The organism is Nocardioides faecalis (assembly GCF_018388425.1).
In the GTDB taxonomy this organism is placed as follows: domain Bacteria; phylum Actinomycetota; class Actinomycetes; order Propionibacteriales; family Nocardioidaceae; genus Nocardioides; species Nocardioides faecalis.
Map to the genome: position 1 here is coordinate 2,933,728 of NZ_CP074406.1, position 25,715 is coordinate 2,959,442.

Annotated in this window: 29 protein-coding genes; 8 read left to right on the forward strand and 21 right to left on the reverse strand. The window is 73.2% G+C overall.

The annotated features are described in order from the left end of the window. The first annotated feature begins 13 nt into the window (after positions 1–13). Positions 14–964 (forward strand): sensor domain-containing diguanylate cyclase, encoded by a 951-nt coding sequence (locus KG111_RS13735; protein WP_205290861.1) that lies wholly within the window; start codon positions 14–16, stop codon positions 962–964. Between the two features lies 1 nt (position 965). Further along, positions 966–1,565, forward strand: a complete 600-nt coding sequence (locus KG111_RS13740) for a TetR/AcrR family transcriptional regulator (protein WP_205290862.1) — start codon at positions 966–968, stop codon at positions 1,563–1,565. Positions 1,566–1,581: 16 nt separating this feature from the next. Here KG111_RS13740 and KG111_RS13745 read toward each other — a convergent pair whose 3' ends face one another. The 3 genes from KG111_RS13745 to mca are packed head-to-tail and all read right to left on the reverse strand — an operon-like array spanning position 1,582 to position 3,484. Beyond that, on the reverse strand, positions 1,582–2,220 hold the full coding sequence (locus KG111_RS13745) for a LysE family translocator (protein ID WP_205290863.1): 639 nt from the start codon (positions 2,218–2,220) through the stop codon (positions 1,582–1,584). A gap of 21 nt (positions 2,221–2,241) precedes the next feature. Further along, positions 2,242–2,523, reverse strand: a complete 282-nt coding sequence (locus KG111_RS13750; protein WP_205290864.1) for a hypothetical protein — start codon at positions 2,521–2,523, stop codon at positions 2,242–2,244. Between the two features lie 22 nt (positions 2,524–2,545). Next, positions 2,546–3,484, reverse strand: a complete 939-nt coding sequence (gene mca / locus KG111_RS13755) for a mycothiol conjugate amidase Mca (protein WP_205290865.1) — start codon at positions 3,482–3,484, stop codon at positions 2,546–2,548. 32 nt (positions 3,485–3,516) lie between these two features. Between mca and KG111_RS13760 the strand changes: the two genes are divergently transcribed. Further along, on the forward strand, positions 3,517–3,924 hold the full coding sequence (locus KG111_RS13760; RefSeq protein WP_205290866.1) for a DUF4307 domain-containing protein: 408 nt from the start codon (positions 3,517–3,519) through the stop codon (positions 3,922–3,924). Positions 3,925–4,036: 112 nt separating this feature from the next. Beyond that, positions 4,037–4,546 carry a transcription elongation factor GreA gene (gene greA / locus KG111_RS13765; protein ID WP_205290867.1) on the forward strand — a complete coding sequence of 170 codons (510 nt, stop codon included), beginning with the start codon at positions 4,037–4,039 and terminating at the stop codon, positions 4,544–4,546. A 30-nt stretch (positions 4,547–4,576) separates the two neighbouring features. Here greA and KG111_RS13770 read toward each other — a convergent pair whose 3' ends face one another. Together KG111_RS13770 and KG111_RS13775 are read right to left on the reverse strand one after the other, a co-directional pair. After that, a complete protein-coding gene (locus KG111_RS13770; protein ID WP_205290868.1) occupies positions 4,577–5,917 on the reverse strand; it encodes an AI-2E family transporter in 1,341 nt (446 codons plus the stop codon). Positions 5,918–5,935: 18 nt separating this feature from the next. Then, entirely contained in the window at positions 5,936–7,105 is a 1,170-nt protein-coding gene (locus KG111_RS13775; protein WP_205290869.1) for a cystathionine gamma-synthase, read from the reverse strand. An 85-nt stretch (positions 7,106–7,190) separates the two neighbouring features. On the opposite strand from KG111_RS13775, the gene msrA reads away from it, so the two are divergent. Then, on the forward strand, positions 7,191–7,841 hold the full coding sequence (gene msrA / locus KG111_RS13780) for a peptide-methionine (S)-S-oxide reductase MsrA (RefSeq protein WP_205290870.1): 651 nt from the start codon (positions 7,191–7,193) through the stop codon (positions 7,839–7,841). A gap of 16 nt (positions 7,842–7,857) precedes the next feature. Here the strand turns inward: msrA and KG111_RS13785 are convergent, their stop codons facing one another. Continuing rightward, positions 7,858–8,073: a hypothetical protein gene (locus KG111_RS13785; protein ID WP_205290871.1), complete on the reverse strand. Its 216-nt coding sequence runs from the start codon at positions 8,071–8,073 to the stop codon at positions 7,858–7,860. Between the two features lie 98 nt (positions 8,074–8,171). On the opposite strand from KG111_RS13785, the gene KG111_RS13790 reads away from it, so the two are divergent. Then, on the forward strand, positions 8,172–9,524 hold the full coding sequence (locus KG111_RS13790) for an ABC1 kinase family protein (RefSeq protein ID WP_205290872.1): 1,353 nt from the start codon (positions 8,172–8,174) through the stop codon (positions 9,522–9,524). Positions 9,525–9,560: 36 nt separating this feature from the next. Here the strand turns inward: KG111_RS13790 and KG111_RS13795 are convergent, their stop codons facing one another. From KG111_RS13795 to KG111_RS13835, 9 genes are all read right to left on the reverse strand, one after another. Further along, on the reverse strand, positions 9,561–9,935 hold the full coding sequence (locus tag KG111_RS13795) for a pyridoxamine 5'-phosphate oxidase family protein (protein ID WP_205290873.1): 375 nt from the start codon (positions 9,933–9,935) through the stop codon (positions 9,561–9,563). Between the two features lie 17 nt (positions 9,936–9,952). Then, complete coding sequence (locus KG111_RS13800) at positions 9,953–10,732, reverse strand: TSUP family transporter (protein WP_283770560.1); 780 nt, start codon at positions 10,730–10,732, stop codon at positions 9,953–9,955. Positions 10,733–10,768: 36 nt separating this feature from the next. Beyond that, positions 10,769–11,299 carry a hypothetical protein gene (locus tag KG111_RS13805; protein ID WP_205290874.1) on the reverse strand — a complete coding sequence of 177 codons (531 nt, stop codon included), beginning with the start codon at positions 11,297–11,299 and terminating at the stop codon, positions 10,769–10,771. Further along, positions 11,296–13,056, reverse strand: a complete 1,761-nt coding sequence (locus tag KG111_RS13810; RefSeq protein WP_205290875.1) for an alpha/beta hydrolase — start codon at positions 13,054–13,056, stop codon at positions 11,296–11,298. The genes KG111_RS13805 and KG111_RS13810 overlap by 4 nt, the downstream gene beginning before the upstream one ends. Beyond that, entirely contained in the window at positions 13,053–13,439 is a 387-nt protein-coding gene (locus tag KG111_RS13815; protein ID WP_205290876.1) for a hypothetical protein, read from the reverse strand. Before KG111_RS13815 ends, KG111_RS13810 begins: the two co-directional genes overlap by 4 nt. Then, entirely contained in the window at positions 13,430–14,137 is a 708-nt protein-coding gene (locus tag KG111_RS13820; protein ID WP_205290877.1) for a hypothetical protein, read from the reverse strand. The genes KG111_RS13815 and KG111_RS13820 overlap by 10 nt, the downstream gene beginning before the upstream one ends. 121 nt (positions 14,138–14,258) lie before the next feature. Further along, positions 14,259–16,268, reverse strand: a complete 2,010-nt coding sequence (locus KG111_RS13825) for a vWA domain-containing protein (protein ID WP_205290878.1) — start codon at positions 16,266–16,268, stop codon at positions 14,259–14,261. Further along, a complete protein-coding gene (locus tag KG111_RS13830; protein WP_205290879.1) occupies positions 16,265–16,669 on the reverse strand; it encodes an OsmC family protein in 405 nt (134 codons plus the stop codon). The genes KG111_RS13825 and KG111_RS13830 overlap by 4 nt, the downstream gene beginning before the upstream one ends. A gap of 75 nt (positions 16,670–16,744) precedes the next feature. After that, complete coding sequence (locus KG111_RS13835; protein WP_205290880.1) at positions 16,745–18,190, reverse strand: magnesium chelatase ATPase subunit I; 1,446 nt, start codon at positions 18,188–18,190, stop codon at positions 16,745–16,747. Positions 18,191–18,257: 67 nt separating this feature from the next. Between KG111_RS13835 and KG111_RS13840 the strand changes: the two genes are divergently transcribed. Then, entirely contained in the window at positions 18,258–19,091 is an 834-nt protein-coding gene (locus tag KG111_RS13840) for an adenylate/guanylate cyclase domain-containing protein (RefSeq protein ID WP_205290881.1), read from the forward strand. 77 nt (positions 19,092–19,168) lie between these two features. On the opposite strand, the gene KG111_RS13845 is transcribed toward KG111_RS13840, so the two are convergent. The 5 genes from KG111_RS13845 to mshB form a co-directional block, all read right to left on the reverse strand. After that, positions 19,169–20,380, reverse strand: coding sequence for a lipid-transfer protein (locus KG111_RS13845; RefSeq protein WP_205290882.1), 1,212 nt, complete (start codon positions 20,378–20,380; stop codon positions 19,169–19,171). Continuing rightward, complete coding sequence (locus tag KG111_RS13850) at positions 20,377–20,871, reverse strand: Zn-ribbon domain-containing OB-fold protein (RefSeq protein WP_205290883.1); 495 nt, start codon at positions 20,869–20,871, stop codon at positions 20,377–20,379. Before KG111_RS13850 ends, KG111_RS13845 begins: the two co-directional genes overlap by 4 nt. A 69-nt stretch (positions 20,872–20,940) precedes the next feature. Then, positions 20,941–22,809 (reverse strand): VanW family protein, encoded by a 1,869-nt coding sequence (locus tag KG111_RS13855; RefSeq protein ID WP_205290884.1) that lies wholly within the window; start codon positions 22,807–22,809, stop codon positions 20,941–20,943. A gap of 10 nt (positions 22,810–22,819) precedes the next feature. Further along, positions 22,820–23,233 carry a hypothetical protein gene (locus KG111_RS13860; RefSeq protein ID WP_205290885.1) on the reverse strand — a complete coding sequence of 138 codons (414 nt, stop codon included), beginning with the start codon at positions 23,231–23,233 and terminating at the stop codon, positions 22,820–22,822. Further along, the gene (gene mshB, locus KG111_RS13865; protein WP_205290886.1) at positions 23,230–24,156 is read right to left on the reverse strand and encodes an N-acetyl-1-D-myo-inositol-2-amino-2-deoxy-alpha-D-glucopyranoside deacetylase; all 927 of its coding nucleotides are present in this window, start codon (positions 24,154–24,156) and stop codon (positions 23,230–23,232) included. The genes KG111_RS13860 and mshB overlap by 4 nt, the downstream gene beginning before the upstream one ends. Positions 24,157–24,181: 25 nt before the next feature. Between mshB and KG111_RS13870 the strand changes: the two genes are divergently transcribed. After that, positions 24,182–25,285, forward strand: a complete 1,104-nt coding sequence (locus KG111_RS13870) for a hypothetical protein (protein WP_205290887.1) — start codon at positions 24,182–24,184, stop codon at positions 25,283–25,285. A 45-nt stretch (positions 25,286–25,330) separates the two neighbouring features. On the opposite strand, the gene KG111_RS13875 is transcribed toward KG111_RS13870, so the two are convergent. Continuing rightward, a complete protein-coding gene (locus tag KG111_RS13875; protein ID WP_205290888.1) occupies positions 25,331–25,651 on the reverse strand; it encodes a hypothetical protein in 321 nt (106 codons plus the stop codon). Between the last annotated feature and the right edge of the window lie 64 nt (positions 25,652–25,715).

Consider the following 25,715-nt stretch of genomic DNA (forward strand, 5'->3'; position numbering starts at 1 on the left):
AGGAGGCTCATCGGTGGCTGAGAAGGGGACCGGCATCGACCGGCTCGTGCGCGCGATCACCGATCTCACGACGGCCGAGGACCTGGCGCAGGTGCAGGCCGTCGTACGCAGTGCGGGGCGGGAGCTGGTCGGCAGCGACGGCCTCGCGGTGGCACTGCGCGACGCCGACGAGGCCTACTACCTCGACGAGGACGCCATCGCACCCCTGTGGCGCGGCGCACGGTTCCCGCTCACGCAGAGCGTCGCCGGCCGGGCGATGCTCGGCCAGCAGCACGTCGTGGTGCCCGAGCTCGCTGCCGACCCCTCTCGCCCGGGCGAGGCGGACCAGGAGTCGTTCGCGACCGGCGTGCTCGCCGTACCGGTCCGGACGAGCGACCCGGTGGGTGCGCTCACCGCGTGCTGGGCGCGGCCGCACACCCCCACGCCTGAGGAGCTCCACCTGCTGCAGGCGCTGGCCGACGCCACCTCCGTCGCGCTCGACAAGCCTGCGGTGAGCGCCGAGCTGGGGTCGCTCGTCGCACTGCCCGGCCACCCGCTCGCACCCGCCACCGACGACCTGACGGGCGTGCACAACCGCCGCGGCTTCTTCGACCGGGCACAGGAGCTGCAGTCCGAGGCCGGCCGCGGAGCGGTCGCCTTGGTGGAGGTCGTCGGCGTCGGTGCCCTCAACGAGCGCGAGGGCCGCGAAGCCGGCGAGGAGCTGCTGCGCACCGTCGCGGACCGGCTGACCCGCTGCCTGCGCGACGACGACGTGGTGGCCCGGCTGGGGGGCGACGACTTCGCCGTGCTCAGCACCGGGCTGGACGCCGACCGGATGCGCAGCCGGCTCCTCGACCGCCTCGGCGGCGTGGCCCACATCGGCACCGCAGACGTGCCCGGGCCCGACCGCATCGTCGACTCGCTGCTGCTGGCCGATGCCGCCAGGCACACCGCCAAGCGGACCCGCGCCGAACGGTCCGCCTGAGGTGCGCAAGTCGCCCCGCCAGGCCCGGGCCAAGGAGACGGTCGAGCGCATCGTGACCGCCGGCCGGGCCGTCCTGGTCGAGGACGGGTACGACGCCTTCAGCACCAACCGCGTCGCCGCTCGCGCACAGGTCAGCCCCGGCTCGCTCTACCAGTACTTCCCGGACAAGGCCGCGATCCTCGACGTGGTGCTCGACCGGTACTGGGCCGAGGTCGCGGACCGGGTCGCCCGCTCGCTGGCCGACCGGGTGGCGTCGCCGGAGCCAGCCTCGCCGACCCTGGTGCGCCAGACCGCCGACGCACTGGTCGCCGCACTGGAGGCCGACCGGGCGCTGCTGCGGGTGGTCGCCGAGGTGCTGCCGCTGCAGCGCAGCCGGGAGCGCCGCGCCGCCCTGGAGAACCGGGTCGCCGAGCTCGCCACCGTCTACCTGGCTGCGCGCAGCGGCACCCGCCGGCCGGTGCCGGCCCACGCGGCGTGGGTGCTGGTGCTGGCGTTCGAGACGCTCGCCTCGCGCTGGGTGCTCGACCAGCCGCCGTCGCTGAGCCGCGAGGAGCTGGTCGACGAGATGACCGCGCTGGCGGTGGGCTACCTGCAGGTCTGAGCGCGCGTGCCCCGGGTCAGTGCCGGCCGGTGAACGCCAACCCGACGCCCAGGCCGATCATCGAGGTGCCGCCGAGGCCGCCGAGCACGCTGCCGCGCCGTTCGGAGGCGACGAACCAGTCCCGCGCCCGGCCGGCGGCCAGGCCCCAGGCGGTGTCGCACACGAGCCCCACCAGCACGGCGAGCAGGCCCAGGACGAACATCTGAAGCGGCACCGCGGCACCGGCGCCGGTGTCGACGAACGGGGGCAGCATCGCGGCGAAGATCATGAACCCCTTGGGGTTGCTCACCCCGACCCAGAAGCCCTGGCGCACGGCGGTGGCGGCGGGCAGCGGCCCGGCTGCGCCCGCATCGCCGAAGCGCAGGTCGTGCCGGTGCCGCAGCGCCTGCACGCCGAGGTAGACCAGGTACGCGGCGCCGGCGAGCTTGAGCACCGTGAAGACGACAGCCGACTCGGCGAGGACGACACCGAGCCCGGCACACACGAGCGCCATCACCACGAACAGGCCCAGGGTGTTGCCCAGCACGGTGGCCAGCGCCACCCGCTGGCCGTAGGCGACCGCCCGGCCGACAACGAAGACGACGCTGGGACCGGGGATCACGATCACGACCAGCGCGGCGATGCCGAAGCCGAGGAGCTGGTCGACCCCGATCATCGTGGGCTCAGTCGCCAGTCGTCAGTCGCCGGAGGAGCCCGCGTCCGAGGAGCCCGCAGACCCCGAGGGGCCCGTGGCGTCGGTGTCGTCACCCTCGGGCGCGTCACCGAAGACGCCGCGCCGCTTGGCCGCGTCCACGCGGCGCAGCTGGCGGCTCAACGCCCAGCCGATGAGCGCCACCGCGATGATCAGGAAGACCAGGACAGCGAACCCGGTCCAGCCGGCGACGACGTCCTCGTCGTCGGGCACCTGCTCCTTGGCGGCAAGGAGGGAGGAGACCAGGGTGATGGCGAGTGCCTGCATGGGAACAGTGTCTCAACCGCACTCAGGCGGGGTCGACGGCGGGCGGCCCGTCCGGCGTCACACCGGCGAACAGGTCGTCCTCCGGCACCGGCGCGGTGACGTGGCTGGCGACCAGCTCGAAGTCCTCGGTGGGCCACACCTTCTCCTGGAGCTCACGCGGGATGGCGAACCAGTGGCCGTCGGGGTCGATCTGGGTGGCGTGCGCCAGCAGCGCCTGGTCGCGCACCCCGAAGAAGTCGCCGCACGGCACCCGGGTCGTGATCCGGGCGTCCCACTCCGGCTCGGGCTTCCACTGCGCCAGCCGCTCGGCCCACGGCGACTCCAGGTCGTGGGCGAGCATGGCCTCGTGCAGCGCCTGCATCCGCGGCCGGTTGAACGAGTGGTGGTAGTAGAGCTTGAGCGGCTGCCACGGCGCGCCGGCCTCGGGGAACTGCTCGGGGTCGCCCGCGGCGGCGAACGCCGCGACGCTCACCTCGTGGCAGCGCACGTGGTCGGGGTGTGGGTAGCCGCCGCGCTCGTCGTACGTGGTGAGCACGTGGGGGCGGAACGCACGGATCTCGCGCACCAGCCGCTCGGTGGCCTCCTCCAGCGGCACCAGCGCGAAGCAGCCGTCGGGCAGCGGCGGCTTGGGGTCGCCGTCGGGCCAGCCCGAGTCCACGAAGCCCAGCCACGTCTGGCTGATGCCGAGGATGTCGCGCGCGCGGTCCATCTCCGCCCGGCGTACCTCGGTGATGTTCGCGGCGATGTCGGGGCGGTCCATCTTCGGGTTCAGGATCGAGCCCCGCTCCCCTCCGGTGCAGGTCACGACGCGGACCTCGGCCCCCTGCGCGACATACATCGCGGTGGAGGCCGCCCCCTTGCTCGACTCGTCGTCGGGGTGGGCGTGCACGTGCATCAACCGCAGCCCGGTGCGGTCGTGACCGGCGGCGCGGCCGGCAGGGGTCGGAGGCATGCCCCCCATCGTAGGAACAGACCTCATGCGACCATGAACGGGTGAGCACTACCGACACCTTGGCCCAGAGGTACGGCGCCCCGTCGGGGCGCACCCGCCTGGTGGCACTCACCCTCGCCGCGGTCCTCGGCGCCGCCCTGGTGGCCTGGATGGTCTGGGCGTGGGTGCTGCACTCGGACGCGTCCGTCGCCTCTCAGGAGGTCGCCTTCGAGATCCACGACGACCACTCCGCCACCATGACCGTCGACATCGAGCTGCGCGACGACGACGTGGCCGCGACGTGCAAGCTGCGCGCCATCTCCCACGATAAGGCGATCGTCGGCCAGGTCACCTACCAGCCCGACCCGGCGCAGGGCCGGCGCCACGTGATCGACGTCAAGACCGAGCGCCGCGCCACCACCGTGGAGTGGCTCGGCTGCAACGCACCGGACCAGCCGCACTACCGCTGAGCACCGAGCAGAACGTCCGTCACCGAGACCTTCTGGGTATCGGCGGCTAGACTCGAACGTTCATGCATCCACACGGGTGCGCGAAGAGCAGCACACAGGAGTGCAAGTAGACATGACGCAGACGGACCAGACGAACGGCCCGAACACGATCTGGCTCACCCAGGAGGCCTTCGACAAGCTGAAGGCGGAGCTGGAGCACCTCAAGGGCGCGCGCCGCGCCGAGATCGTGTCGGAGATCAGTGCTGCCCGCGACGAGGGCGACCTCAAGGAGAACGGCGGCTACCACGCCGCCCGCGAGGAGCAGGGCAAGAACGAGGCCCGCATCCTGCAGCTCGAGGACATGCTCCGTCGCGCCGAGATCGGTGAGACGCCGCCGGACGACGGCATCGTCGAGCCCGGCATGGTGGTGACCTACAAGTTCGAGGGCGACGACGACGACGAGGCGGAGAGCTTCCTCCTCGGCGCGCGCGAGATCGACCCCGACGGCCTCACGGTCTACTCCCCGCAGTCCCCGTTGGGCCAGGCCATCAACGGCCGCAGCAAGGGCGAGACCGTGACCTACGAGGTCAACGGCCGCCCGCAGACGGTGATCATCCTGGACGCCAAGCCCTACGAGGGCTGAGCCCCGGACCCCTCGAGCCGCCCGCGCCCCTCAGGGCCGGGCGGCTCCGTCGTTCCCGGCCGGTGGTCCGGCGGGCTCCAGCGCGCCGGCGACCGGGGAGTCCTCCTCCCGGGCGCTCTCGGCCATCTCCGCCAGGTGCAGCACGACGGCGTTGGCCGCGGCGGCCAGCGGCACCGCGACGAGGGCGCCCGCCACGCCGGCGACCAGCACGCCGGCCGCGATCGCGATGATCACTCCCAGCGGGTGCAGGGAGACCCAGCGTCCGAGCAGGAACGGCTGCAGCACGTGGCCCTCGAGCTGCTGCACGCCCACGACCACACCGATCATGAGCAGCGCCGTCCACGGGCCCTGGTCGACCAGGGCGACCAGGACGGCCACGCTGCCGGCGACGGTGGCGCCGATCATCGGCACGAAGGCGCCGAGGAACACCAGGACGCCGATGGCCAGCACGAAGGGCACGTCGAGGATCGCCGCACCGATCGCGATGCCGACCGCGTCCACCAGCGCGACGAGCACCGTGGCGCGGACGAACTGCACCAGCGAGATCCACGCGACCCGGCCCGAGCTGTCCATCCGCTCCCGGGCCGCGCGCGGCGCCAGCCGGACCAGCCACGCCCAGATGCGGGCGCCGTCGGCGAGGAAGAAGTACGTCGCGAAGACCGCGATGAAGAACCCCGCGACGACGTGGGTCACCGCGGAGCCCACGGAGGTGACCCGGCTGAGCACCGCGCCGTTGCGGGAGCCCTCGCTGATCATGTCCTCGGCACTCTTGATGTACTGGTTGATCTGGGAGTCGCTGGCGTCCAGCGGCCCGTCCTGCAGCCAGTCCCGGATCTGCTGCAGGCCCTCCACGGTGGAGTCCGCCAGGTCGCTGGCGCCCGAGGCCACCTGCTGGCCGGCGAAGGTGAGCAGCGCGGAGACCACGGCGAACCCGGCGATCACCACGAACAGCGCGGAGAGCCCGCGGGGCACCCCGACATGCACGAGGCCGCGCACGAACGGCGCGGCCAACGCGCTGATCAACAGCGCGATCGCCAGCGGCACGGTGACCACCGAGAAGTAGCCGATCAGCCACAGCACGAGGTACGCCGAGGCCGCGATGAGCAGCAGCCGCCACGCCCACCCCGCCGCGAGGTCGAGCCCGAAGGGCACCTCCGCACGACGGAAGTTCGACGGACCGGTGGTGAAGGTGGGCGGCCCGTCGTGGCGGCGCTCCTCGCGCAGCTGTGCCCACTGCTGGGCGAAACGGCGGAACAGCCGTGCCTCGCGCTCGTCCTCGTTCGGCCCCGCGGGCGGCTCGGGCCCGGTCCCGGGCTCGGTCTCGGGCTCGGGCCAGATGCCCGGGGAGTCGTACGGTCCGCGCCTGCTCACCGGCTCAGGCTAGAGCAGTCATCCCAGCGCCCCGAGCGCCTGGTCGAGGTCGGCGAGCAGGTCCTCGGGGCTCTCGATCCCGACGCTGAGCCGGACCAGGTCGGCCGGCACCTCCAGGTCGGTGCCCGCGACGCTCGCGTGAGTCATCCGGCCGGGGTGCTCGATGAGCGACTCGACGCCGCCGAGGGACTCGCCCAGGATGAAGACCTCGGTCGCGGCGCACAGTGCGAGCGCCCGGTCCTCGCCGCCGGCGACGCGGAAGGAGACCATGCCGCCGTACCGCTTCATCTGGCGGGAGGCGACGGCGTGGCCGGGGTGGGTGGGCAGGCCCGGGTAGATCACCTCGGTGACCGCCGGGTGCGAGCCGAGGAACTCCGCGACCCGCTCGGCGTTGTCGCAGTGCCGCTCCATCCGCAGCGCCAGGGTCTTCAACCCGCGCAGCACCAGCCAGGAGTCGAACGGGCCGGCGACGCCGCCGAGCGAGTTCTGGTGGAAGGCCAGGGTCTCGGCGAGCTCGGCGTCGTCGACGACGAGCGCTCCCCCGACCACGTCGGAGTGCCCGCCGGCGTACTTGGTGGTGGAGTGCACGACGACGTCGGCGCCCAGCGCCAGCGGCTGCTGCAGGTACGACGACGCGAAGGTGTTGTCCACCACGAGCCGGGCACCCGCGTCGTGCGCCACCTCGGCGAGCGCGGTGATGTCGCCGACCGAGAGCAGCGGGTTGGTGGGGGTCTCCAGCCAGACCAGCTTTGTCTGGCCCGGTCGGATCGCGGCGCGGACCGCGTCCGGGTCGCTCACCGGCGCCGGGCTGTGGCTCAGGCCCCAGGCGGTGGCCACCTTGTCGAAGAGCCGGAAGGTGCCGCCGTAGGCGTCGTTCGGCAGCACGACGTGGTCGCCGGGCCGGCACAGGGCGCGGATCAGGGTGTCCTCGGCGGCCAGGCCGGAGGCGAAGGCGAAGCCGGCCGAGCCGCCCTCCAGGGCGGCGAGCGTGGACTCCAGCGCGGTGCGGGTGGGGTTGCCCGAACGGCTGTACTCGTAGCCGTTGCGCAGCCCGCCGACCCCGTCCTGGGCGTAGGTGGAGGTCGCGTAGATCGGCGGGATCACCGCGCCCGTGGTGGGATCGGGCGCGTAGCCGGCGTGGATGGCCCGGGTCTCGAACCCGGCGGTGGAGAAGTCGCGCTCGCTCATCCCGCGAGCCTACTCAGCGTCGTACCGGCCCTTCAGGGGTGCCCGAGCGCCGCCGGCGCTTGGCCCGGAGGAGGAAGATGGAGCCATGTTCACCCGCCGCAAGTCCGAGATGGTCGAGCCCGACCAAGCGCTGCCGGGACGCAGCGCGCCCACGTTCGCGCTGCCCGAGACCCACGAGGTGCTGGGCACCCCGCTGGTGACCGACGCCGAGCACGGCACGCTGCCCGAGGGCATGGAGGTCGCCCTCTTCGGGCTGGGCTGCTTCTGGGGCGCCGAGGAGATCTACTGGAAGGTGCCGGGCGTGTGGTCGACGTCGGTGGGCTACGCCGGCGGCTTCACGCCGTACCCGACGTACGAGGAGGTGTGCAGCGGACGCACCGGGCACACCGAGGCGGTGCGCGTGGTCTTCGACCCGGCGAAGGTCTCCTACGCCGACCTGGTGAAGATGTTCTTCGAGGTGCACGATCCCACCCAGGGCATGCGCCAGGGCAACGACGTCGGCAGCCAGTACCGCTCGGCGATCTACTTCACCACCCCCGAGCAGGAGCAGGTCGCCCGCGAGCTGAGGGCCGTGTACGGCGCCGAGATCGCGCGCCGCGGGTACGGCGAGATCACCACCGAGATCGCGCCGGCGCCCACCTACTACTACGCCGAGCCGCACCACCAGCAGTACCTGCACAAGGTGCCGCACGGATACCGCTGCCACGCGAACACCGGGGTGCCCTTCCCGGCCTGAGGGTCCGGGTGCGGGCTCAGCCGCCGAGCACCTCGCGGGCGTCGACGGCGCCGTGCTTGTCCTCGATGACGTCGGCGAGCTTGGCGATCTCCTCGTCACTCAGGTCCACACCGGTCTCGCCCGCGCCCTTGCGCAGCTCCTCGGCGACGGTGCCCTCGGTGGCGCCGTCCTGCCAGGAGGTGACGCGGTCGACGACGGCCTGGATCGCTTCGAATCGGTTCTCATCAGCCATGCCGGCGCGGTACCCGCTGCAACGAGGGGCAGTCGCGCAGGCCGGCCCCGGCGCCCGCGGGACGCTGCGCCTCTTGCCACGCGCGGGAGAATGAAGCCATGCCCGACCTCCCGAAGAAGGCCGCTGCGCGGACCGCCCGGCTCGCCGCCCTGCCGCTCGGCTACGCCGGGCGTACGGCGTGGGGCCTGGGCAAGCGTCTCGGTGGCGCGCCCGCGGAGGCCGTGCTGAACGACATCCAGCAGCGCACCGCCGAGCAGCTGTTCCGCACGCTCGGCGAGCTCAAGGGCGGCGCGATGAAGTTCGGGCAGGCGCTGTCGGTGCTGGAGTCGGCCCTGCCGGAGGAGCTGGTCTCGCCGTACCGCGCCCAGCTGACCCGGCTGCAGGACTCCGCTCCCCCGATGCCCACGCAGACCGTGCGCGACATCCTGTCCGCCGACCTGGGCGCCGACTACGCCGAGCGCCTGGTCTGGATGGACGGCGCGCCGTCCGCGGCCGCCTCGATCGGGCAGGTGCACCAGGGACGCTGGCGCGACGAGGACGGCACGGAGCGCCTGGTCGCGGTCAAGGTGCAGTACCCCGAGGCCGGTGAGGCGCTGCAGTCCGACCTGCGCACCCTGGCTCGGGCGGCGGGCATGATCGCCCCGCTGGTGCCCGGCCTCGACGTCAAGCCGCTGGTCGCCGAGCTGCAGGCGCGTGCCGCCGAGGAGCTGGACTACGAGCTCGAGGCCCAGGCGCAGCGCACGTTCGCCGAGGCGTTCGCCGACGACCCCGGCATCGAGGTGCCCGACGTGGTCGCGGTCGGCCCCCGCGTGCTGGTCACCGAGTGGATGGACTCGGCCTCGTCGCTGGCCGCGATCATCGCCGAGGGCACCGAGGCCGAGCGCGACCACTACGGCACCCTGTTCGTCCGGTTCGTGGTCTCCGGGCCTGCGCGCACCGGGCTGCTGCACGCCGACCCGCACCCGGGCAACTTCCGTGTGCTGCCCGCGCCCGACGGCGGCCTGGGTCGGCTCGGCGTGCTCGACTACGGCGCGGTCGCCCGGCTGCCCCAGCACGGCCTGCCCGAGCCGATGGGCCGGCTGCTCGCGCTGTGCGTGGCCGGCGACCACGCCGCTCTGCGCGACGGCCTGCGCGAGGAGGGCTTCGTGCGGGCCGGGGCGCAGGTGGACTCCCAGCTGCTCATGGACTACCTCTCCCCCTTCGTGGAGCCGGCCGCGGTCGAGCGGTTCCGGTTCACCCGGGAGTGGATGCGCGGGCAGTTCCAGCGGATCAACGACACCCGCGACCCCTCCTACACGATGGCGATGAAGCTCAACCTGCCGCCGTCGTACCTGCTGATCCACCGGACCTGGCTCGGTGGCGTGGGCGTGCTGAGCCAGCTCGAGGCCGAGGTTCCGTTCCGGGCGCTGCTGGAGGAGTTCCTGCCGGGGTTCGTGGTCGACCACGACTGACCCGGCCGCCCCGGACAGATCAGCCGGTGGGACGCCTCAGGAGCCGAGCGGGGCGCAGTCGTGGCCGCAGCCGTCCCCGGCCACCGGTCCGTCCGCGTGCGCCGCGGGCCGGTGCAGCACCGCCGCCTCGGGGGCCACCACCACGTCCTCGCCGCTCACCTGCGCGGTGCCGTCGACCAGCAGCGTGTAGCCGTGCCGCTCCCGCGGCCAGAAGACCAAGGTCACCGCCGGGTTGGCCGCCAGGTTCGCCAGGGTGCCGCGGCCGGGGGCGGTGATCCGCAGCGAGCCGTCGTCGAGCACCGGGTCCACGGTCACCACCTTGACCCGCGGCGAGGAGGTGCTCAGCAGGTAGCCGCTGTCGAAGTCCGCCAGCGCCGTCGCGAGGTCCGCAGGATCGACCGGGATGCTCATGCAGGTGACCCTACGACTCACCAGACGCCGAGGACACCGCCACCGATCCGCACGATGAAGCCGCCGACCACCACGATGAAGAACGCGCGCACGAAGCCCGCGCCGCGGGCGACCGCGGTGCGCGCGCCCAGGTAGCCGCCCGCCAGGTTCGCAGCACCCATCAGCAGCCCCACGTCCCACAGCACCGCCCCGGTCGGGATGAACAGCAGCAGCGCGCCGACGTTGGTCGCCAGGTTCGCCAGCTTGGCCTTCGCGGAGGCCTGCAGGAAGTCGTAGCCCATCAGCCCGACCAGGACGAAGACGAAGAAGCTGCCGGTGCCCGGGCCCAGGACGCCGTCGTAGAGCCCGATCACGAAGCCGACCAGCATCGCCGTGGCCAGGTGCCGGCGCCCCGCGAAGCGCAGCTGGGTGCTCTCCCCCAGCCGGGGCCGGGCGACGACGTACGTCCCCACCGCGACCAGCGCCACCAGCACCAGCGGCTCGAACGCCTGTCGCGGGATCTGCGACGCGGCCAGCGCCCCGGTGAACGCGCCCACGAGCGCGAGCAGCATCAGCGGCCCGAAGGTGCGTGGATCGGGCCGCAACCGGCGGTAGTACGTCGCCGAGCTGGCCGCCGTGCCGCACACCGACGCGATCTTGTTCGTCGCCAGCACCTGCACCGGGCTGGCACTCGGGAGCGCGAGCAGCAGCGCAGGAAGCTGCACCAGCCCGCCGCCCCCGACGACCGCGTCGACGAAGCCCGCCATCAATGCCGCCAGCGCCAGCAGCGCCAACACGTCGGCCCCGAGGTCGCTCACCGGACCGACCCTACGGACCGGTGAGCAGCGGGGTGCTCAGCGGTCCCAGACGATCTTCTCGCTCGGGCGCTCGTCGTGGCTCTTCGCGACCTCCTCGGAGGTCTCCGCGCACTCACCGTCGAGGTTCACGACGTACGCCACGCCCGCCTGCACGCTCAGCGTGAGGTCGTCCTTGGTCGCGTCCAGCCGTTCGCCGGTCGGCTGCTCGACCTGCCACCCGTCGCCGGTGAGCACGTCCCCGATGGCCCGGAGTGCCTCCTCGTCCGGCAGGTCCGCCGGCGCCTGGAACTTCATGATGTTCCCGACCGAGACCCCGACCGGGGCGTAGTCCTCCCCGCAGATCGTCATCCGGCGGGTGCCGCTGGTGAACGCGATCCCGCCGGCGTCGGCGGCGTCGTGCAGCGGGCCGCCGATGGTGGCATCCATCCGTTGCACGAGGTCGTCGACCGTCGAGTCGTCGTCGGGGGCCTCGTCCGTGCCGCAGCCCGCCAGGGCGCCCAGGCCCCCCAGGCCCAGCGTCAGCACCAGGGCGAGGAGGGCGCCCCGTCCCGTGGCTCGTCTCGTCATCGCCGCACCCTGTCCTCGATCGTGTCCCAGAGCCATTCTCCGCCGCTCTTCGCGCTGGAGACCGTGAGCAGCTCGGTGAGCGTCAGGTACTCACCGCCGGCATCACCTCGGTGCGGCTGCTCGCTCACGTGGCCGTCGCCGTCGGTGACGATGTGGCCGAGGTTGTCCAGCGAGTCGCCCGTGAAGTACGACGTGTGGTTGTCCAGCAGGTCCTCGACCCGTTGCGACCCGTCCCCGGTCTGGAACCGCCGGCCGCCGAAGTCGTCCTCGGCCGGGTCCTGTCCCAGGGCGCCGAGGCCACCACGCTCGCCGTCGCCGAGCAGCGTCACCGGGTCGTTGTCCTTGCTGCCGATCCACACGTCGGCCTCGGTGAGGGCGTCGGCGGTGGCGGCCGGGACGCCGGGGCTGCCGAGCAGCACCGCGTCGTCCACGGCGAGACCGTCCGCCAGGGCATGGCCCAGCGTGGTGGAGCCGTAGCTGTGCCCGATCGCGGTGACGTGCGCGGGAGCGCCGGTGTCGGAGCCGCGCAGCCCGTCGACGAAGTCGCCGAACCGCTCCCCTCCGGCCTCCGCCTTGCCGGTGAACGCCACCCCGCCGACGTCGCCGACCTCCCAGGGGTTGAGCGGGTTGCCGCTGGGGGCGTCGTAGTCGCCCCAGTAGATCGTGGCCACGCTGCCGCGGCCTTCGCCGAGTGCTGCCTCGTGCAGGGCGTGGGTCTTGTCGAGGTTGCCCGCCAGGCTGGACAGCTCGGTGGTGAGCCCCGGCACGTTGACCGAGACGTGGTCGGCGGTGTCCGGGTCGCCGAAGCTGACCGCGATGCCGCCGTCCCCGCCGAAGGCACCCGGCTTGTAGACGACCACGTGGGTGATCTCGCGCCCGGTGGCGGGGTCGACGTGCTCGCGGTAGTCGTCTAGCTGGCTGCGCACCGTCCGTGCGTTGTCCAACCGGTCCCGCTCGGCGTCGGTGAGCTGGCCGTCGCGTTCTCGTCGGGTGAGGTGGTCGATGTCGCGGTAGACCGCGGCGCGGTTCGCGTCGTCGCGGTCGGCGACGGGCAACCCGTCGGCGTTGCCGACCAGGCCGGGGTGCTCGGTGGTGAGCGCCTGGCGCTGCGCCACCGACAGCCGGCGCCACCACGCCGCCAGCGCCACGGGGTCGTCGGCCAGCTTGCGCATCCGTGCGGCGAGGGCGTCCGGGTTCGGCCGGTCCGGGGCGTGGGCGGCCTGGCGGGCCTCCGCCACGGTGTCGACCCCGCGCAGCGCGTCGATGAAGTCGATCTCCGCCGTGTCGTACGACGTCGTCCAGGAGTCGATGGCGTCGAGCAGCGACTCGGCCCGCTCGGTCAGCGCCTGGGCGCGCTTGCGCAGCTCCTCGTCGCGGCTGCCGTCGGCGTCGGCGGCGGCGTCGACCTCGAGGGCCGCGATGTCCGCGTTGAGCCTCTTGCGCCGCTTCTCCAGGCGCCTGCGCTCGGCCTGCAGCTCGAGCAGCCGGGTCTCGAAGACCTCAGCGGCCGCGACGCCCTTCTCCAGTGCTGCCTCGGCGAGGTCGAGGCGGGCGGCATAGCGGGTGGCGAGGTGGTCGTGGGTCTCGGCGGTGTCGCCGGACCATTCCGGGGCCGCGAGGGTGACGGCCCAGCCCTGCACGTCCTTCACCCCGGCGGTGACCGCCCGCAGGTTGGTCGCGAAGGTCTGGGCTCGTTCGGGAGTCGACTCCATCGCCGGCAGCGGCGCGATGGCGAACGGGATCGCGGTGACGGTCATGGGTGCGCCCCTGCTCCGCCCGGCGGGCAGCCACCGTGGCTGGGCACGGGCCCGGCGGGGGCCTCGGCGACGTCGGCGTCCCGGTGGGCCCACGGCAGCAGCGAGCGGACCTTCTCCGCCTGCTCGACGTCGGTGAGCTGGACGTGGCCGCAGAAGACGACGATCTCCTCGGCGTAGTCGGTGGCCCGCTGGGCCGCCGCCTTCACCTCGGTGGCCCAGGGCTCGCGGAAGTCCTCCACAGCCTTCGCCACGCGTGGGGAGAACCCGGCGGTGGATGCCTTGGCGAGACGCCGCCAGGCACCGTCGAGGCGGTCGCCGGCGTCATCCCACTCGGCCCGGACCTGCTGGAGCACCGCGATCGGCACGGCGAGGGTCACGGCCATGACCGCCCCTCCCCCGGCTCCCCGTCTTCCCGCTCCCCGTCTTCCCGCTCCCCGTCCGCCGGCTCTCCGCTGGCCGGCGCTGCACCACCGGCCAGCACGGTCCGCACCTCGGCCAGCACCGTGTCGCGGTCGGCCTCCGTGGCCTGGAGGAGGCCGGTGGCCAGCATGAGGGTGGTCGCCGCGCGGCCCGCGACGGCGTGCAGGTCGACGAGCCCGCCCGCGGCGTCCAGCACCGCCTGCTCCTCGTCCCCGCTCGGTGCGAGCCGCCAGCCGCGGCCGCCGAGGTCGAAGGCGATGCGGCGGAGCAGGTCGGTGCCGGTCGCCAGGTCGGTGTCGCGCACCGCCTTGACCAGCAGCAGCGCGTGGGCGCCGTCGCGCGCCGACCAGCGCACGGCGGGCACACCGGGAGCGTCGGGCGCGCCAGGCGCCGGTCCCGTGCCCGGCGGCAGCAGCGGCGCGACGGCGTGCCATGCGGTGAGCAGCTCGTCGGCGACGGTGCGCAGGGTCGCCAGGTCCGTCGCGCTCCCGGCCCGGTCGCTGGGGCCGTCCGGATCAGGGTGTGGATCAGGGTCGGGCGGGTCGGCGAGCAGGACGACGTCGACGTCGGGGTGACGGCGCCGGACGACGGACCAGAAGGGGTCGTCGTCGAGGACGGAGGGGTCGGCGGGGCGGAAGCTCCCGAGATTCGCTTCGTTCATGCAGGGTTCGCTGCCCGGCCCCCTGGGCGCGCAAACCAGCGCTCACCGCTGTCCACAGCCACTGCGACGGGCCGTGCCTGTCACCCCTCCCCGGGCGGAGCCAGGGGCGCTCCGGGATGGGTCAGCCGGCCCAGAACCCCCGGGAGCCGAACCAGTCGCCGTAGGAACCCGGACCGCTCGCACCCCCAGAACCGCGCCGCGAGCCCAGGTAGGAACCGACGACGGCGGCGCCGAGGTCGCCCTCCTCGGGCGCCATCACGGAGCCCTCCACCCGCCGCGCCATCGAGTCGATGAACCGGGCCAGGCCCGGGTCGTCGCCGAGGCGGAAGAAGGTGGTCTGCGCGCCGAGGCGGCGGGCGTTGTCGAGCTCGCGCACCGCCAGCGCGATGGTCATCGGGTGCGGCGGGTAGGAGAAGAACACGTCCCCGCTGGACTCCAGGTGCGAGGTCGGCTCACCGTCGGTGACGATCAGCAGCACGGGCTGGGCGTGGGGGTGCTTGCGGAAGTGCCGGTTGGCCAGCAGCAGCGCGTGGTGCAGGTTGGTGCCCTTGGCCCACCGGGCGTCCAGCGCGGTCAGCTCCTCGATCCGCATCGTCTCGGCGTGCCGGCCGAACCCGATCAGCTCGAGCGCGTCGCCGCGGAACCGCGAGCCGATCAGGGTGTGCAGCGCCAGCGCGGTCTGCTTCATCGGCACCCAGCGCCCGTCCATCGCCATGGAGAACGAGGTGTCCACGCACAGTGCGACGGCGGCCTGGGTGCGGTCCTCGGTCTCGGAGACCTCGACGTCCTCGATGCTCAGTCGGGGCCCGGCGGGGTCGCCGGCACGTCGTACGACGCCGTTGAGCAGGGTGCGCGGGATGTCCCAGGGCTCGGTGTCGCCGAACGCCCAGGGCCGCGAGGCCCCGGACAGGTCCCCCGCGGCCCCGGCCTGGCGCAGGTCGCGCTGACCTTGGCGGCCCGACATCTTCTGCGCGACCTCGCGCAGCAGCGCCTTGCCGAGCTGGCGCATCGCCTTCGGGGTCAGCCGCAGCTCGCCGTCGAAGCCGCGCTCGAGGGCGCCGGAGGACTTCAGGGCCCGCTCCAGCTCCTGCAGCTTGCGGGCGTCGACCGCGGCCTCGTCGCCGAGCTGGCGGGCGAGCTTGTCGAGGTCGACGTCGTCGAGGCGGGCGCCGCCGTAGGACTGGGCGAGCTGGTCGGCCAGCGCGTCGAGGTCGGCAAGGTCCTGCAGGACGCCGGTGCCGTCACCGAGACCGACCCCTTGGCCGCCCTCGCCGAACTGCTCCGAGCCGCCCCAGTCCTCGCTCGGACGCAGGCCCATCAGGTTGGCGTCGAGGCGGTCGAGCTGCTGCATCAGCGCCGGTGAGCCGAACGCCTGCGCGGAGAGCTCCATGAGCTCCGCGCGCTGCTCGGGCGTCATCGACCTCAGCATCCGCTGGGCGGCGGCGGCCCGCTGCGCCATGGCGTCGACGAGCTCCTCGACGCTCTGCGGGTTCTCCGGGAAGTGGTGGCCGTGCTTGGCCATGAAGTCGGCGAAGTCGGCGTCGGTGTCCTCGCCGCGGGCGTGCTTCTCGAGCAGCTCGTTGAGGTCGGAGAGCATCTCGGCGACGGCCTCGCGGTCGGCGTCGGTGGCGTTCTCCAGTGCCTGCTTCATGCCGGCGAAGCGCTGGTCCAGCAGCTCGCGGCCGAGCAGGTCCTTGATCTGCTCGAACGCCTCGCGGGCCTCACGCGAGGTCCAGTCGTAGTCGTTCAGCTCGCTCACCGCGGCGGCCGGCGAGTCCGGCAGGTTGTCCAGCCGCATCTGGCGGAACGCGCGGTCTCCCTCGTCCATCATCGCGTCGCGGGCGAGCTGCTTGCGCTCCTCGAGCACGGCCGTCTCCAGCAGCTCGCGGACCTCGTCCAGGGTGCCGCCGAGGTCGTGGCGCTGCAGCAGGTCACGGCGACGCTCCGCGACCCGGCGGGCGAGGTCGTCCAGCCCGGCCTGGTCGCTGCCGCCGCGGCGCAGGAACTCCCGCATCGCCCGCTCCGGGCTGTAGCCGGCCATCACGTCCTCGCCGATGGCGTCGAGGGCCTCGGCGAGGTCGACGGGCGGGGCGAGCGGGTCGCCGCCCTCGTACCTGCGGTAACGGCTCATCGGTGTCTCCTGCTCACCTCGGCACCCGCGCGCAACGCCCGCGGGATCTCGGCCTTCTCATCCACCGCGGCAAGCAGCCGGGACCGGTCCGCACCGGTGGCCGGACCGTCGACCTCGACGACGTAGCCGATGCCCGTCGAGGCCCAGTCGTCGTCGAACCCGCCGTCGGCGACCACCGCGACACCGCTCACGGGCACACCGAGCTGCTCGGCCTCCCGGTAGGTGTCGTTGAGCACGCACACCGCCACCGACAGGTGCAGCAGCTGCGCGCCGTTGCCGACCGGCGTGACGCGCACCCCGGTCGGCGTCCACACGTGCGGCAGCACCAGCGCCTGCTCACCGGCGCGGTCGGCCAGGGTGCCGGCGGCGGCGCGCACGCCGAAGGCGGACAGCCCGCTCATCCCAGCCTCCTCGTCCCGACCCGTCGTCGCGTCGTCCAGCACCGCAGTCACCGCCTTTCAGCCGTCTCAGCCGTCTCAGCCGTAGACCGTCTCTCCGGCGTCGGAGTCCTTGCCGATCCGCCGCGCCAGGAACAGGCCCTCCAGCGCCAGCTCGATGGCGGCGGCGTTGGCGCCGTCCGCGCCGGGGCCGGTGCCGGTGGCGCCGACCACCCGCTCGCAGATCCGGTCGTAGAGGTCAGACTCGCCGAGCACCGGCAGACCGGTGAGCACCTCGCGGGCGGTGACCCGCTCCCCGGTGGTCACGGTGGCGCCGTCCTCGATCGCCGAGACCAGCAGGGCCAGGTCCAGGCCCCGCAACCGCTCGCGCACCGTCTCCGCGGTGGCGGTGCGCAGCAGGTGGGTGAGGATCTCGCGCTCGCGGCCCTCCTCACCGGACTCGAACTCGATCTTGCCACCGAGCACGTCGACGGCGGTCTCCAGGTCGACCACCCGGGCCACCGCACGGTCCTCACCGTGGATGGTGGCGCGGCGCAGCGCGGCGGCGGCGATGGTCTCCGCCCCGGCGATCGCGAACCGCGCGGAGACCCCGGAGCGCTGGTCCACCGCCGAGGACTCCCGCAGGTTGCGGGTGAACCGGGCCAGGATCTCGATGAGGAAGTCCGGCACGTCGACGAGGTCGGGCAGCAGGTCGGCCTCTTGGCGGATCACCGCGATCTCGGCGTCGAGCTCGCGCGGGTAGTGGGTGCGGATCTCGGCGCCGAAGCGGTCCTTGAGGGGGGTGATGATCCGGCCGCGGTTGGTGTAGTCCTCCGGGTTGGCCGAGGCCACCACCAGCACGTCCAGCGGCAGCCGCAGGACGTAGCCGCGGATCTGGATGTCGCGCTCCTCCATCACGTTGAGCATCGCGACCTGGATGCGCTCGGCGAGGTCGGGCAGCTCGTTGATCGCCACGATGCCGCGGTGCGAGCGCGGGATCAGGCCGAAGTGGATGGTCTCCGGGTCGCCGAGCGAGCGGCCCTCGGCGACCTTCATCGGGTCCACGTCGCCGATCAGGTCCGCCACCGAGGTGTCGGGGGTGGCCAGCTTCTCGGCGTAGCGCTCCCCACGGTGGCGCCAGGCGACCGGCAGGTCGTCGCCGGCCTCGGCGGCACGGGCCCGGGAGGCCACCGTGATCGGCTCGTAGGGGTGCTCGGCGAGCTCGGAGCCGGCGATCACCGGCGTCCACTCGTCCAGCAGCCCCACCAGCGTGCGCAGCAGCCGGGTCTTGCCCTGGCCTCGCTCGCCCAGCAGCACCACGTCGTGGCCGGCGATGATCGCCCGCTCCAGCTGCGGGATGACGGTGTCCTCCATGCCGTGCAGCCCCGGCCAGGGGTCGATGCCGGCAGCGAGGGCGGCGAGCAGGTTCTCCCGCAGCTCGGCCCGCAGCGAGCGCTGCTGGTGCCCCGAGGCACGCAGCTCGCCCACGGTGGAGATCGCCGGGGCCGGGCTGGGAGTGGCGTCGTACGACGAGGCGCTGGTCACCCGTCCCACGCTACTGCTGGCCCGCAATCACCGGGGCGGCCTCGCCGGAGCGTCTACCCTGCCGGGCGTGGACGTCCTCGCACTGGTTGCCGGCCTCGCGTGCCTGCTCCTGGCCGCGGCGATCGTGGTGCTGCTCGGTGAGCGGCGTCGGCTGCACCGCCGGCTGGCGCAGTCGCAGGAGGTGGTCGCGCAACTGCAGGCCGACCTGGGCGCGGCGCTGCGCCCGCCCCCGGCGTCGACACCGACCGAGCGGGCCGTGCGCCGGGTGATCCGCACCGCCTCGCGGGTCCGCGAGCAGGGCATCACCGGCCTGGTGCAGGACACGCTGGAGGGGCTGCAGGTGTGGGCGGGCCAGGAGCGCGCCGACATCCTCAACATGGCTGCCCCCGACGGCACCGTGACGCTCTTCTTCTCCGATATCGAGGACTCGACCACGCTCAACCACCGGCTCGGCGACACGGCGTGGATGAGGGTCCTCACCGCGCACTCGCGGGTGCTGCGGGGCCGGATCGAGAAGTACCGGGGCCGGGTGGTGAAGACCGCCGGCGACGGGTTCATGGTCGCCTTCCGCGACCCCGAGGCCGCCTGCCGGGCGGCGACCGGCATCCAGCGGGACCTGCGCCGCGACCTGACCCTGAGGCGCTACGGCGGGGTGCGGGTGCGGATCGGGGTGCACACCGGCCAGGTGGTGGCCCGCGACGGCGACTACTTCGGGCGGGACGTGGCGATGGCGGCGCGGGTCGCCGACCGCGCGTGCGGTGGTGAGGTGCTGCTCAGCGACGCGGTGCGCGAGGCGCTGGGTGAGGACACCGTGCTGCGGCTGGAGGAGCTGGAGCCGGTCGAGCTCAAGGGCCTGCCCGGCGCGCACGTGCTGTGGCGGGTGCTGCCGCGGGTGGGCTGAGGATCCTCAGCCCACCCGCGGCGTCACCAGGTGTTCTCTCGACCCACCCGGGCCAGAGGGTCAGTCGCCGAGCGGGCTCAGCGGACCAGCAGGACCGAGGAGCCGTGCCCGAACAGCCCCTGGTTGGCGCTGATGCCGACCCGGGCGCCCTCGACCTGGCGGCCGGTCGCCTGGCCGCGCAGCTGCCAGGTCAGCTCGCACACCTGCGCGATCGCCTGCGCCGGGACGGCCTCGCCGAAGCACGCCAGCCCACCGGAGGGGTTGACCGGGATCCGGCCGCCGACCGTGGTGTCCCCGGCCCGCAGCAGCGCCTCGGCCTCGCCGCGCTTGCACAGCCCCAGGTCCTCGATCCAGTCCAGCTCGAGGGCGGTGGACAGGTCGTAGACCTCGGCCACGTCGACGTCGGCCGGCTCGACGCCGGCCTCCTCGTAGGCGGCCCGGGCGATCGACTCCTTGAAGGTCAGCTCGCCGGCGCCCACCGCGGCGGTGGAGTCGGTCGAGAGCAGCGGCATGTCGATCACGGTGTTCGGGAAGCTCGGGGTGACCGTGGAGACCGCGGCGACCCGCACCGGCTCGCTGATGCCGTGCCGCCGCGCATAGTCGGCGCTGGTCAGCACGACCGCGGCGGCACCGTCGGAGGTCGCGCAGATGTCGAGCAGGTGCAGCGGGTCGGAGACGACCGGCGAGGCCAGCACGTCCTCGACGCTGGTCTCCTTGCGGAAGCGGGCGTACGGGTTCTCCAGGCCGTGCCGGGCGTTCTTCACCTTCACCGCGGCGAAGTCCTCCGACGTGGCGCCGTACAGGTCCATCCGGCGCCGGGCGTAGAGCGCGAAGTACGCCGGGTTCGTCATGCCGAGCAGGCGGAACCGCAGCCAGTCGGGGTCGTTCCACCGCTCGCCCGCGTTCGGTGCCAGGAAGCCCTTGGGGGTGGTGTCGGCACCCACCACGAGCGCGACCTCGCACAGTCCGGCCATGATCCGGGCGCGGGCGGTGTCGATGGCCTGCGCACCCGTGGCGCAGGCGGCGTACGACGTCGCGATCCGCGCGCCGTTCCAGCCCAGCGCGGAGGCGAAGGTGGAGCCGGCGACGTAGCCGGCGTAGCCGTTGCGGACGGTCTCGCCGCCGACGACCAGGTCGACGTCGGTCCACGCGATGCCGGCGTCGGCCAGCGCGGCCCGCGCCGCGTGCACGCCGTACTCCACGAAGTTGCGGCCCCACTTGCCCCAGGGGTGCATGCCGACGCCCGCGACGGCGACCTCCGGCCGGCCGGTGCTGGTGCTGGTGCTCATGCCTCGCCCTCCTCGGCGACCGGCTTCCACCGGTAGATCGTGCGCTCGCCGGTCTCGTCGACGTTCAGCGTCTCCACCACGAGCTCGACCTGGGCACCGACGCGCAGGTCGGCCACGCCGTAGCCGTCGGCGACCTGGCCGAGCACCACGATGCCCTCGGGCAGCTCGACGGCCGCCAGCGCGAACGGCTCGTAGGTCTCCCCGCGCGGCACGTACGGCGGCGGCGGCTGGTACTGCGCGTCGGTGTAGGACCACACCGTGCCGCGGCGCGAGAGCTCGACGCTCTCGTGCTCGGTGCCGTCGCAGGCGGGGTTGCTGCAGAAGAAGGCGCCGGCGTTCCCCGCGTCGTTCCCAGTGTCGGTCCCAGCACCGCCGGCGACCGGCGGGAAGACGACGTTGCTGCAGCGGGTGCAGCGTGAGGCGAGCAGGTGCGGTTCCTCACCAGTGCTGAACCAGCCCGCGATCACGGGGCTGACGGACGGGGCGGTCATGGCTCACACTCCTGCAACTAGAACGGCGAGGCGATGCTAGCGGCAGGCCGGATCACCGTGACGCAGGGCTCACTCCGCAGGATCGGCGTCCGGCTTCGGCTTCGGCTTCGCCTCGGGCTTCTCGCAGCGCACGGTGTCGGCCGGGGTGTAGACGGTGTGGAACTTCTCGCGGCGCTCGACCTGCGCGGAACCTGCCTTGCGGAAGACCCGGGTGACGTCGACCTGGAAGCCCGAGTAGCCGGTGAACGGCTCGCAGTCGGGGGTGTCCAGGGTGCGGGTGGCCGGCGGCTTGAACGCGTAGCGCTCGGAGGTGACCGACTCGATGTCCCAGATCTTGGTGGACCACATCTGCACCGTCACCACGCCCTGGGAGGAGTAGCTGCTCGGCTTCACCTTCGCGCTGACCAGGACGCCGTACGGCGTGTTGTTGCGGAACCGCAGGTCGACGGTCGGCCAGGCCACGGTGGCCTCGCGGCCCACCGGGTAGCGGTCGATGTAGAAGGAGTGCGGCTTGTGCTGCACGTCCTCGAGACCGGCGAAGAACATCGCGTTGAACACGGTGGTGGCCATCTGCGAGACGCCGCCGCCGAGGTCCTTGCGCAGGATGCCGTTGCTGATGATGTAGCCGGAGGTGAACCCGTTCTCGGCGGTGCGCTCCCCCACGGTCTTGTTCAGGGAGAACTCCTCACCGGGCTTGAGCAGGGTGCCGTCGATCAGCTCCGCGGCGCGGCCGATGTTGACGTTGCGGTAGTCCGCGTGCGGGTAGAAGGTCTGGAACTCCGAGACCTTCTCGGTGATCTTGAGCGCCTTGGCGTCGTCGGTGGTGAACGCGGCGTCGGTGACCTTCGCGGCGACCTCGGCGCGCCGGGCGTCCTTCGGCGCGGTGAGCAGCCCGGTGAAGACCCGGGTGACCTCGGCGGGGTCGAAGGTGACGCCGGGCTTGGCGGGCACGACCTTCGGCTTGCCCCGGACCAGCCGGACGCTGGCGTCGACGGGCTTGCCGGCGCTGGTGGCGTCCTCGACGAGCCTGGTCAGCACCTTGGTGTCGACCTCGGGCACCAGGCGGCCGTCCTGAGGCTTCATCGACAACGCCGGCGCGTAGTCGCGGGGGCGCAGCCGCACGTCGTTCTTGCCGAAGACCAGCACCACGGGGTTCGCCATCGCCGGGTTGGCGAAGGTCTCGACGGCCTCGGCCACGTCCTCGGTGTCGATGTCCGGCTCGGCCGGGCCGACCTGCAGCTCCACGGAGTCCTCGCCGGCGAGGAAGGCGTCGGTCAGCGCGACCCGGGCGGCGTCGCGGTCCACCGCGACGCCCGGAGCAGGCTTCGTGGTCTGCACGCCGTCGCCGGAGAAGACGACGGTGCCGTCCTTGGGCGGGGTGCCGAGGCCCTCGGAGATCTCGTCGAGCTTGGCCGCCAACCGCTCCTCGTCGACGGTGACCACCGCGTCGACGTCGTCACCGGCGGTGAAGTAGTCCCACTGCCGGCGCGGGTGCCAGCTGGCGCCGGCCCCGGCGGCGTCCACGGAGGCGATGAGGTCGACCTGCATCCCGACGTCGGCGGGGTCCACCTTCGCCGAGCGGTCCCGCGAGGAGCCGGACTTGGCGACGGTGACCTCGATCGGCTTCCCGGTGCGGTCCTCGAAGACCTCCGCGAGGCGGGCGACCGCCTCGTCGCGGCTCAGTCCGCCCACGTCGACGCCCGAGATGGTGGTGCCGAGCGGGACCTTGTCTCCGGCCACCGCCCAGGCGGCGGCGTAGCCGCCCGTGACGAGCACCACGAGCGCCACCACGACAGCGACGACCGCGCGTCCTCCCGGACGCTCGGACTTCGGCTGTGACTTCGGCTGTGACTTCTGCTGTGACTTCGGCTGCGACTTCGGCTTCGGCGTCGGCTTGGCCGTCGGCTTCGGCTGCTTCGGCGGCTTGCTGGCACTCACGCGCGTCATCCTAAGTAGCACGGTCAGGGCTGGCCGCATCGTTGCGGCGGCGCGGGCGCGTCGTCGAGGCGACGCCGGCGGCGAGGACGACGGCCGCCGCGCCCAGCAGCAGGTAGCCCGCGACGTCGTTGGAGACCACCAGGTCACCCTCGCGGCGCTCCGGTGTCAGCACCGCGACCATCGCCACCCAGCCCAGCGCGAAAGGCAGCCGCGCCCACCAGCCCGGCGGCAGCGCGGCGAGCGTGGCGATGGTCGCGGCCAGGCCCAGCGCCAGGCCCCACAGGTAGTCGTGCAGCGCCACCGTGGCCAGCGACACCGCGGCGCCGAGCAGCAGGCACGGCGCCACGGCCACGGCGCGCAGCCCCCAGCGGGCGGGTCGGGCAGGCCGTGCAGGCCGTGCGGGTCCGGCGGGTGCGGTGCTCACCCCGCGGGAATGCCGGCGAAGAGGTCGGTCTCCCATCCCGTGGCCGGGTCGACCTCGCCGCGCACGCCCTGGACCAGCCGATACTGCTCGCGGGCGAACGCCTGGGAGCCCATGTTGTTCGACAGCGCGAAGAACGGGCCGTCGGTGGTGATCTGGGTGGCGTGGGCGCGCAGCGCGTCCAGCTTGCGCTCCAGGTACGGCGTGGCGTCGACCTCGCAGTCGATGTCCTCGTCCGAGCGGAAGAACTGCGGCAGCGGGCCGTCGGGGTCCATTCCCTCGAAGGTGGTGGTGTCTCCGGCGTCGCGCAGTGCGCGCAGGCCCTCGCGGGTGCGGCTCTCCGACATCGCGCCCCAGTAGATCTTCGAGATCGCCCACGCCTCGCCCAGGTCGCGGCGGTACGACGGCGCGGCGGCCAGCTGGGCGCCGTACATCGCGACCCGGTGGGCCTGGATGTGGTCGGGGTGGCCGTAGCCGCCGAACTCGTCGTAGGTGATGAGCACCTGCGGGCGGACCTCGCGGATCACCGCAACCAGGTGGGTGGCCGCCTCGGTGAGGTCGGCGTTCCAGAACGCGTTGTCGTGGATGTCGTCGGCGGGGATCGCGTGGCCGTCGGGGTGCCACTTCATCCCGGAGTCGCGGTAGGTGCCGAAGCCGCCGAGGAAGCGGTGGTCGGTGACACCGAGACAGGCCATCGCGTCGGCCAGCTCACCGCGGCGGTGCGGGCCGAGGCCGTCCTCGCGGTCGGCGGCGAGGTGCTCCAGCTCGGGCACCAGGATCTCGCCCATCTCCCCGCCGGTGCAGGTGACCAGGGTGACGCCGCGGCCCTCGGCGGCGTACTTGGCCATGGTCGCGCCCTGGCCGATCGACTCGTCGTCGGGGTGCGCGTGCACGAGGAGCAACCGATGCGCAGGGGTTTGGCTCATGCTCCCGAGCGTAATGATGCACGCCATGTCTGCATCGATCGGGCGGATCCTCACCCTGAGCACTCGCGGCCGTGCCACCCGCAGTGGCGTCGCGCTGCTGCTCTCCTGCGCCGGGCTCGCCGGCGTGTCCGGCTGCAGCCTGCTCGACGGCGGCAGCCGGTTGGAGGAGGCGCTGGAGCACGTGCCCGCAGGGGCCAGCACCGTCACCTTCGTCGACCGGGCGGCGGCCGCCGACCGCCTCGACCTCGACCTCGAGACCGGTGCTGGTGACGCCGAGCTGGACCGGTGGGCCGAGGACGCCGTCGACGAGGCCTACGGCACCAAGCTGGCCGACTACACCCGGACGATGCAGGGCGCCGCGTTCAGCGACTTCGACGTGGAGTGGGAGGTCGAGGCGTTCGCCGGCGGCGCGCCGTACCGGGTGTGGAAGCTGGACGAGGACGCCGACTTCGACGCGATCGAGAAGGACATGCTCGACGCCGGGTTCAGCCGCGAGCGCGAGGGCGCCGCACAGGGTGACGACGTCGTGCTCTCCATCGGGCTGAAGGAGGCGAACGGCACGATGGCCGGCGATCGCTACCCGGTCGCTCTGATGGGCACCACCGCGCTGGTGCCCGACGAGCGCCTCGTCGTCACCGGCAACGTCACCGCCGCGCTGAAGACGGTGCACGACGACGCCGACTCCGCCGCCGACGCCGACGACTTCGACGAGCTGCTCGAGCGCGTCGACGACCTCGACGGCCTGGAGTACGTGTTCCTGGCCGGCGAGGGCGAGCAGACCTGCGGCCCGGCGCGCCTGGGTGACGACGGTGCAACGGGTGAGGCGACGGGTGAGGCGACGGGTGAGGCGACGCGCGAGGCGCTGGGCCGGCCCGGCGCGTTCGGCCTGTTCGTGCCGACGGACGCCGACAGCCGGGTGATCCGGGTCCTCGCCGACGACGAGGCGGCCACCGCCGACGCGGACGCGCTGCGGGCCGGCCTCGCCGACCATGCGTCCCTGTCCGAGATCGATACGAAGGTGGACAGCGACGGCGCCGCCACCGTCGTGCGCACCGGCTTCGGGGACCGGCGGTACATGGTGCGCGCACTGTTCACGCTCGACCTGCCGTTCGCCTGCGGCACCACCTGAGCCCCCGGCCCGTGCACCTGGTGAACCCGAAGCGGTGATGCGGGGTCAGGAACCGGGGCGCTTGATCCGACGCGGCTCGCTGGGCAGCGGGAGCACGAACCCGGCCCGGGTCGGCGCGGGCGGTGCGGGTGCGTCGGCAGCGTCGGGGGCGTCGGGGGCGTCGTCGTAGTCCAGCCAGCCGTCGTACATCTCGACGAGCATGTCGAGCTGGATCTCGGGGGCGTCGGTGAGGACCGCCCAGGGGTGGTCGGCGTCGTCGTCCTCGCCGGCCAGCCGCTCCCGGAGGACCTCGGCCTCGTAGCCACCGCGCACCAACGCGAGCGCCGCGGCCCGCGCGTGCTCCTCCTCGAAGAAGATCCCCCTCACCCCGCCATTCTCCCGCACCTGCACCCGCGCGCAGAAAAAGCGGCTTCCGCCCCGCGCTACCGTC

What these genes read in the sequence shown, in the direction of transcription:
- KG111_RS13745 (WP_205290863.1), bottom strand. Translation starts at nt 2,220, where the DNA reads ATGATCGGGGTCGACCAGCTCCTCGGCTTCGGCATCGCCGCGCTGGTC.
- KG111_RS13820 (WP_205290877.1), bottom strand. Translation starts at nt 14,137, where the DNA reads ATGAACGAAGCGAATCTCGGGAGCTTCCGCCCCGCCGACCCCTCCGTC.
- msrA (WP_205290870.1), top strand. Translation starts at nt 7,191, where the DNA reads ATGTTCACCCGCCGCAAGTCCGAGATGGTCGAGCCCGACCAAGCGCTG.
- KG111_RS13775 (WP_205290869.1), bottom strand. Translation starts at nt 7,105, where the DNA reads ATGAGCGAGCGCGACTTCTCCACCGCCGGGTTCGAGACCCGGGCCATC.
- KG111_RS13795 (WP_205290873.1), bottom strand. Translation starts at nt 9,935, where the DNA reads ATGAGCATCCCGGTCGATCCTGCGGACCTCGCGACGGCGCTGGCGGAC.
- greA (WP_205290867.1), top strand. Translation starts at nt 4,037, where the DNA reads ATGACGCAGACGGACCAGACGAACGGCCCGAACACGATCTGGCTCACC.
- KG111_RS13815 (WP_205290876.1), bottom strand. Translation starts at nt 13,439, where the DNA reads ATGGCCGTGACCCTCGCCGTGCCGATCGCGGTGCTCCAGCAGGTCCGG.
- KG111_RS13750 (WP_205290864.1), bottom strand. Translation starts at nt 2,523, where the DNA reads ATGCAGGCACTCGCCATCACCCTGGTCTCCTCCCTCCTTGCCGCCAAG.
- KG111_RS13805 (WP_205290874.1), bottom strand. Translation starts at nt 11,299, where the DNA reads ATGACGAGACGAGCCACGGGACGGGGCGCCCTCCTCGCCCTGGTGCTG.
- KG111_RS13830 (WP_205290879.1), bottom strand. Translation starts at nt 16,669, where the DNA reads ATGAGCGGGCTGTCCGCCTTCGGCGTGCGCGCCGCCGCCGGCACCCTG.
- mca (WP_205290865.1), bottom strand. Translation starts at nt 3,484, where the DNA reads ATGGGGGGCATGCCTCCGACCCCTGCCGGCCGCGCCGCCGGTCACGAC.
- KG111_RS13850 (WP_205290883.1), bottom strand. Translation starts at nt 20,871, where the DNA reads ATGACCGCCCCGTCCGTCAGCCCCGTGATCGCGGGCTGGTTCAGCACT.
- KG111_RS13790 (WP_205290872.1), top strand. Translation starts at nt 8,172, where the DNA reads ATGCCCGACCTCCCGAAGAAGGCCGCTGCGCGGACCGCCCGGCTCGCC.
- KG111_RS13785 (WP_205290871.1), bottom strand. Translation starts at nt 8,073, where the DNA reads ATGGCTGATGAGAACCGATTCGAAGCGATCCAGGCCGTCGTCGACCGC.
- mshB (WP_205290886.1), bottom strand. Translation starts at nt 24,156, where the DNA reads ATGAGCCAAACCCCTGCGCATCGGTTGCTCCTCGTGCACGCGCACCCC.
- KG111_RS13845 (WP_205290882.1), bottom strand. Translation starts at nt 20,380, where the DNA reads ATGAGCACCAGCACCAGCACCGGCCGGCCGGAGGTCGCCGTCGCGGGC.
- KG111_RS13870 (WP_205290887.1), top strand. Translation starts at nt 24,182, where the DNA reads ATGTCTGCATCGATCGGGCGGATCCTCACCCTGAGCACTCGCGGCCGT.
- KG111_RS13825 (WP_205290878.1), bottom strand. Translation starts at nt 16,268, where the DNA reads ATGAGCCGTTACCGCAGGTACGAGGGCGGCGACCCGCTCGCCCCGCCC.
- KG111_RS13810 (WP_205290875.1), bottom strand. Translation starts at nt 13,056, where the DNA reads ATGACCGTCACCGCGATCCCGTTCGCCATCGCGCCGCTGCCGGCGATG.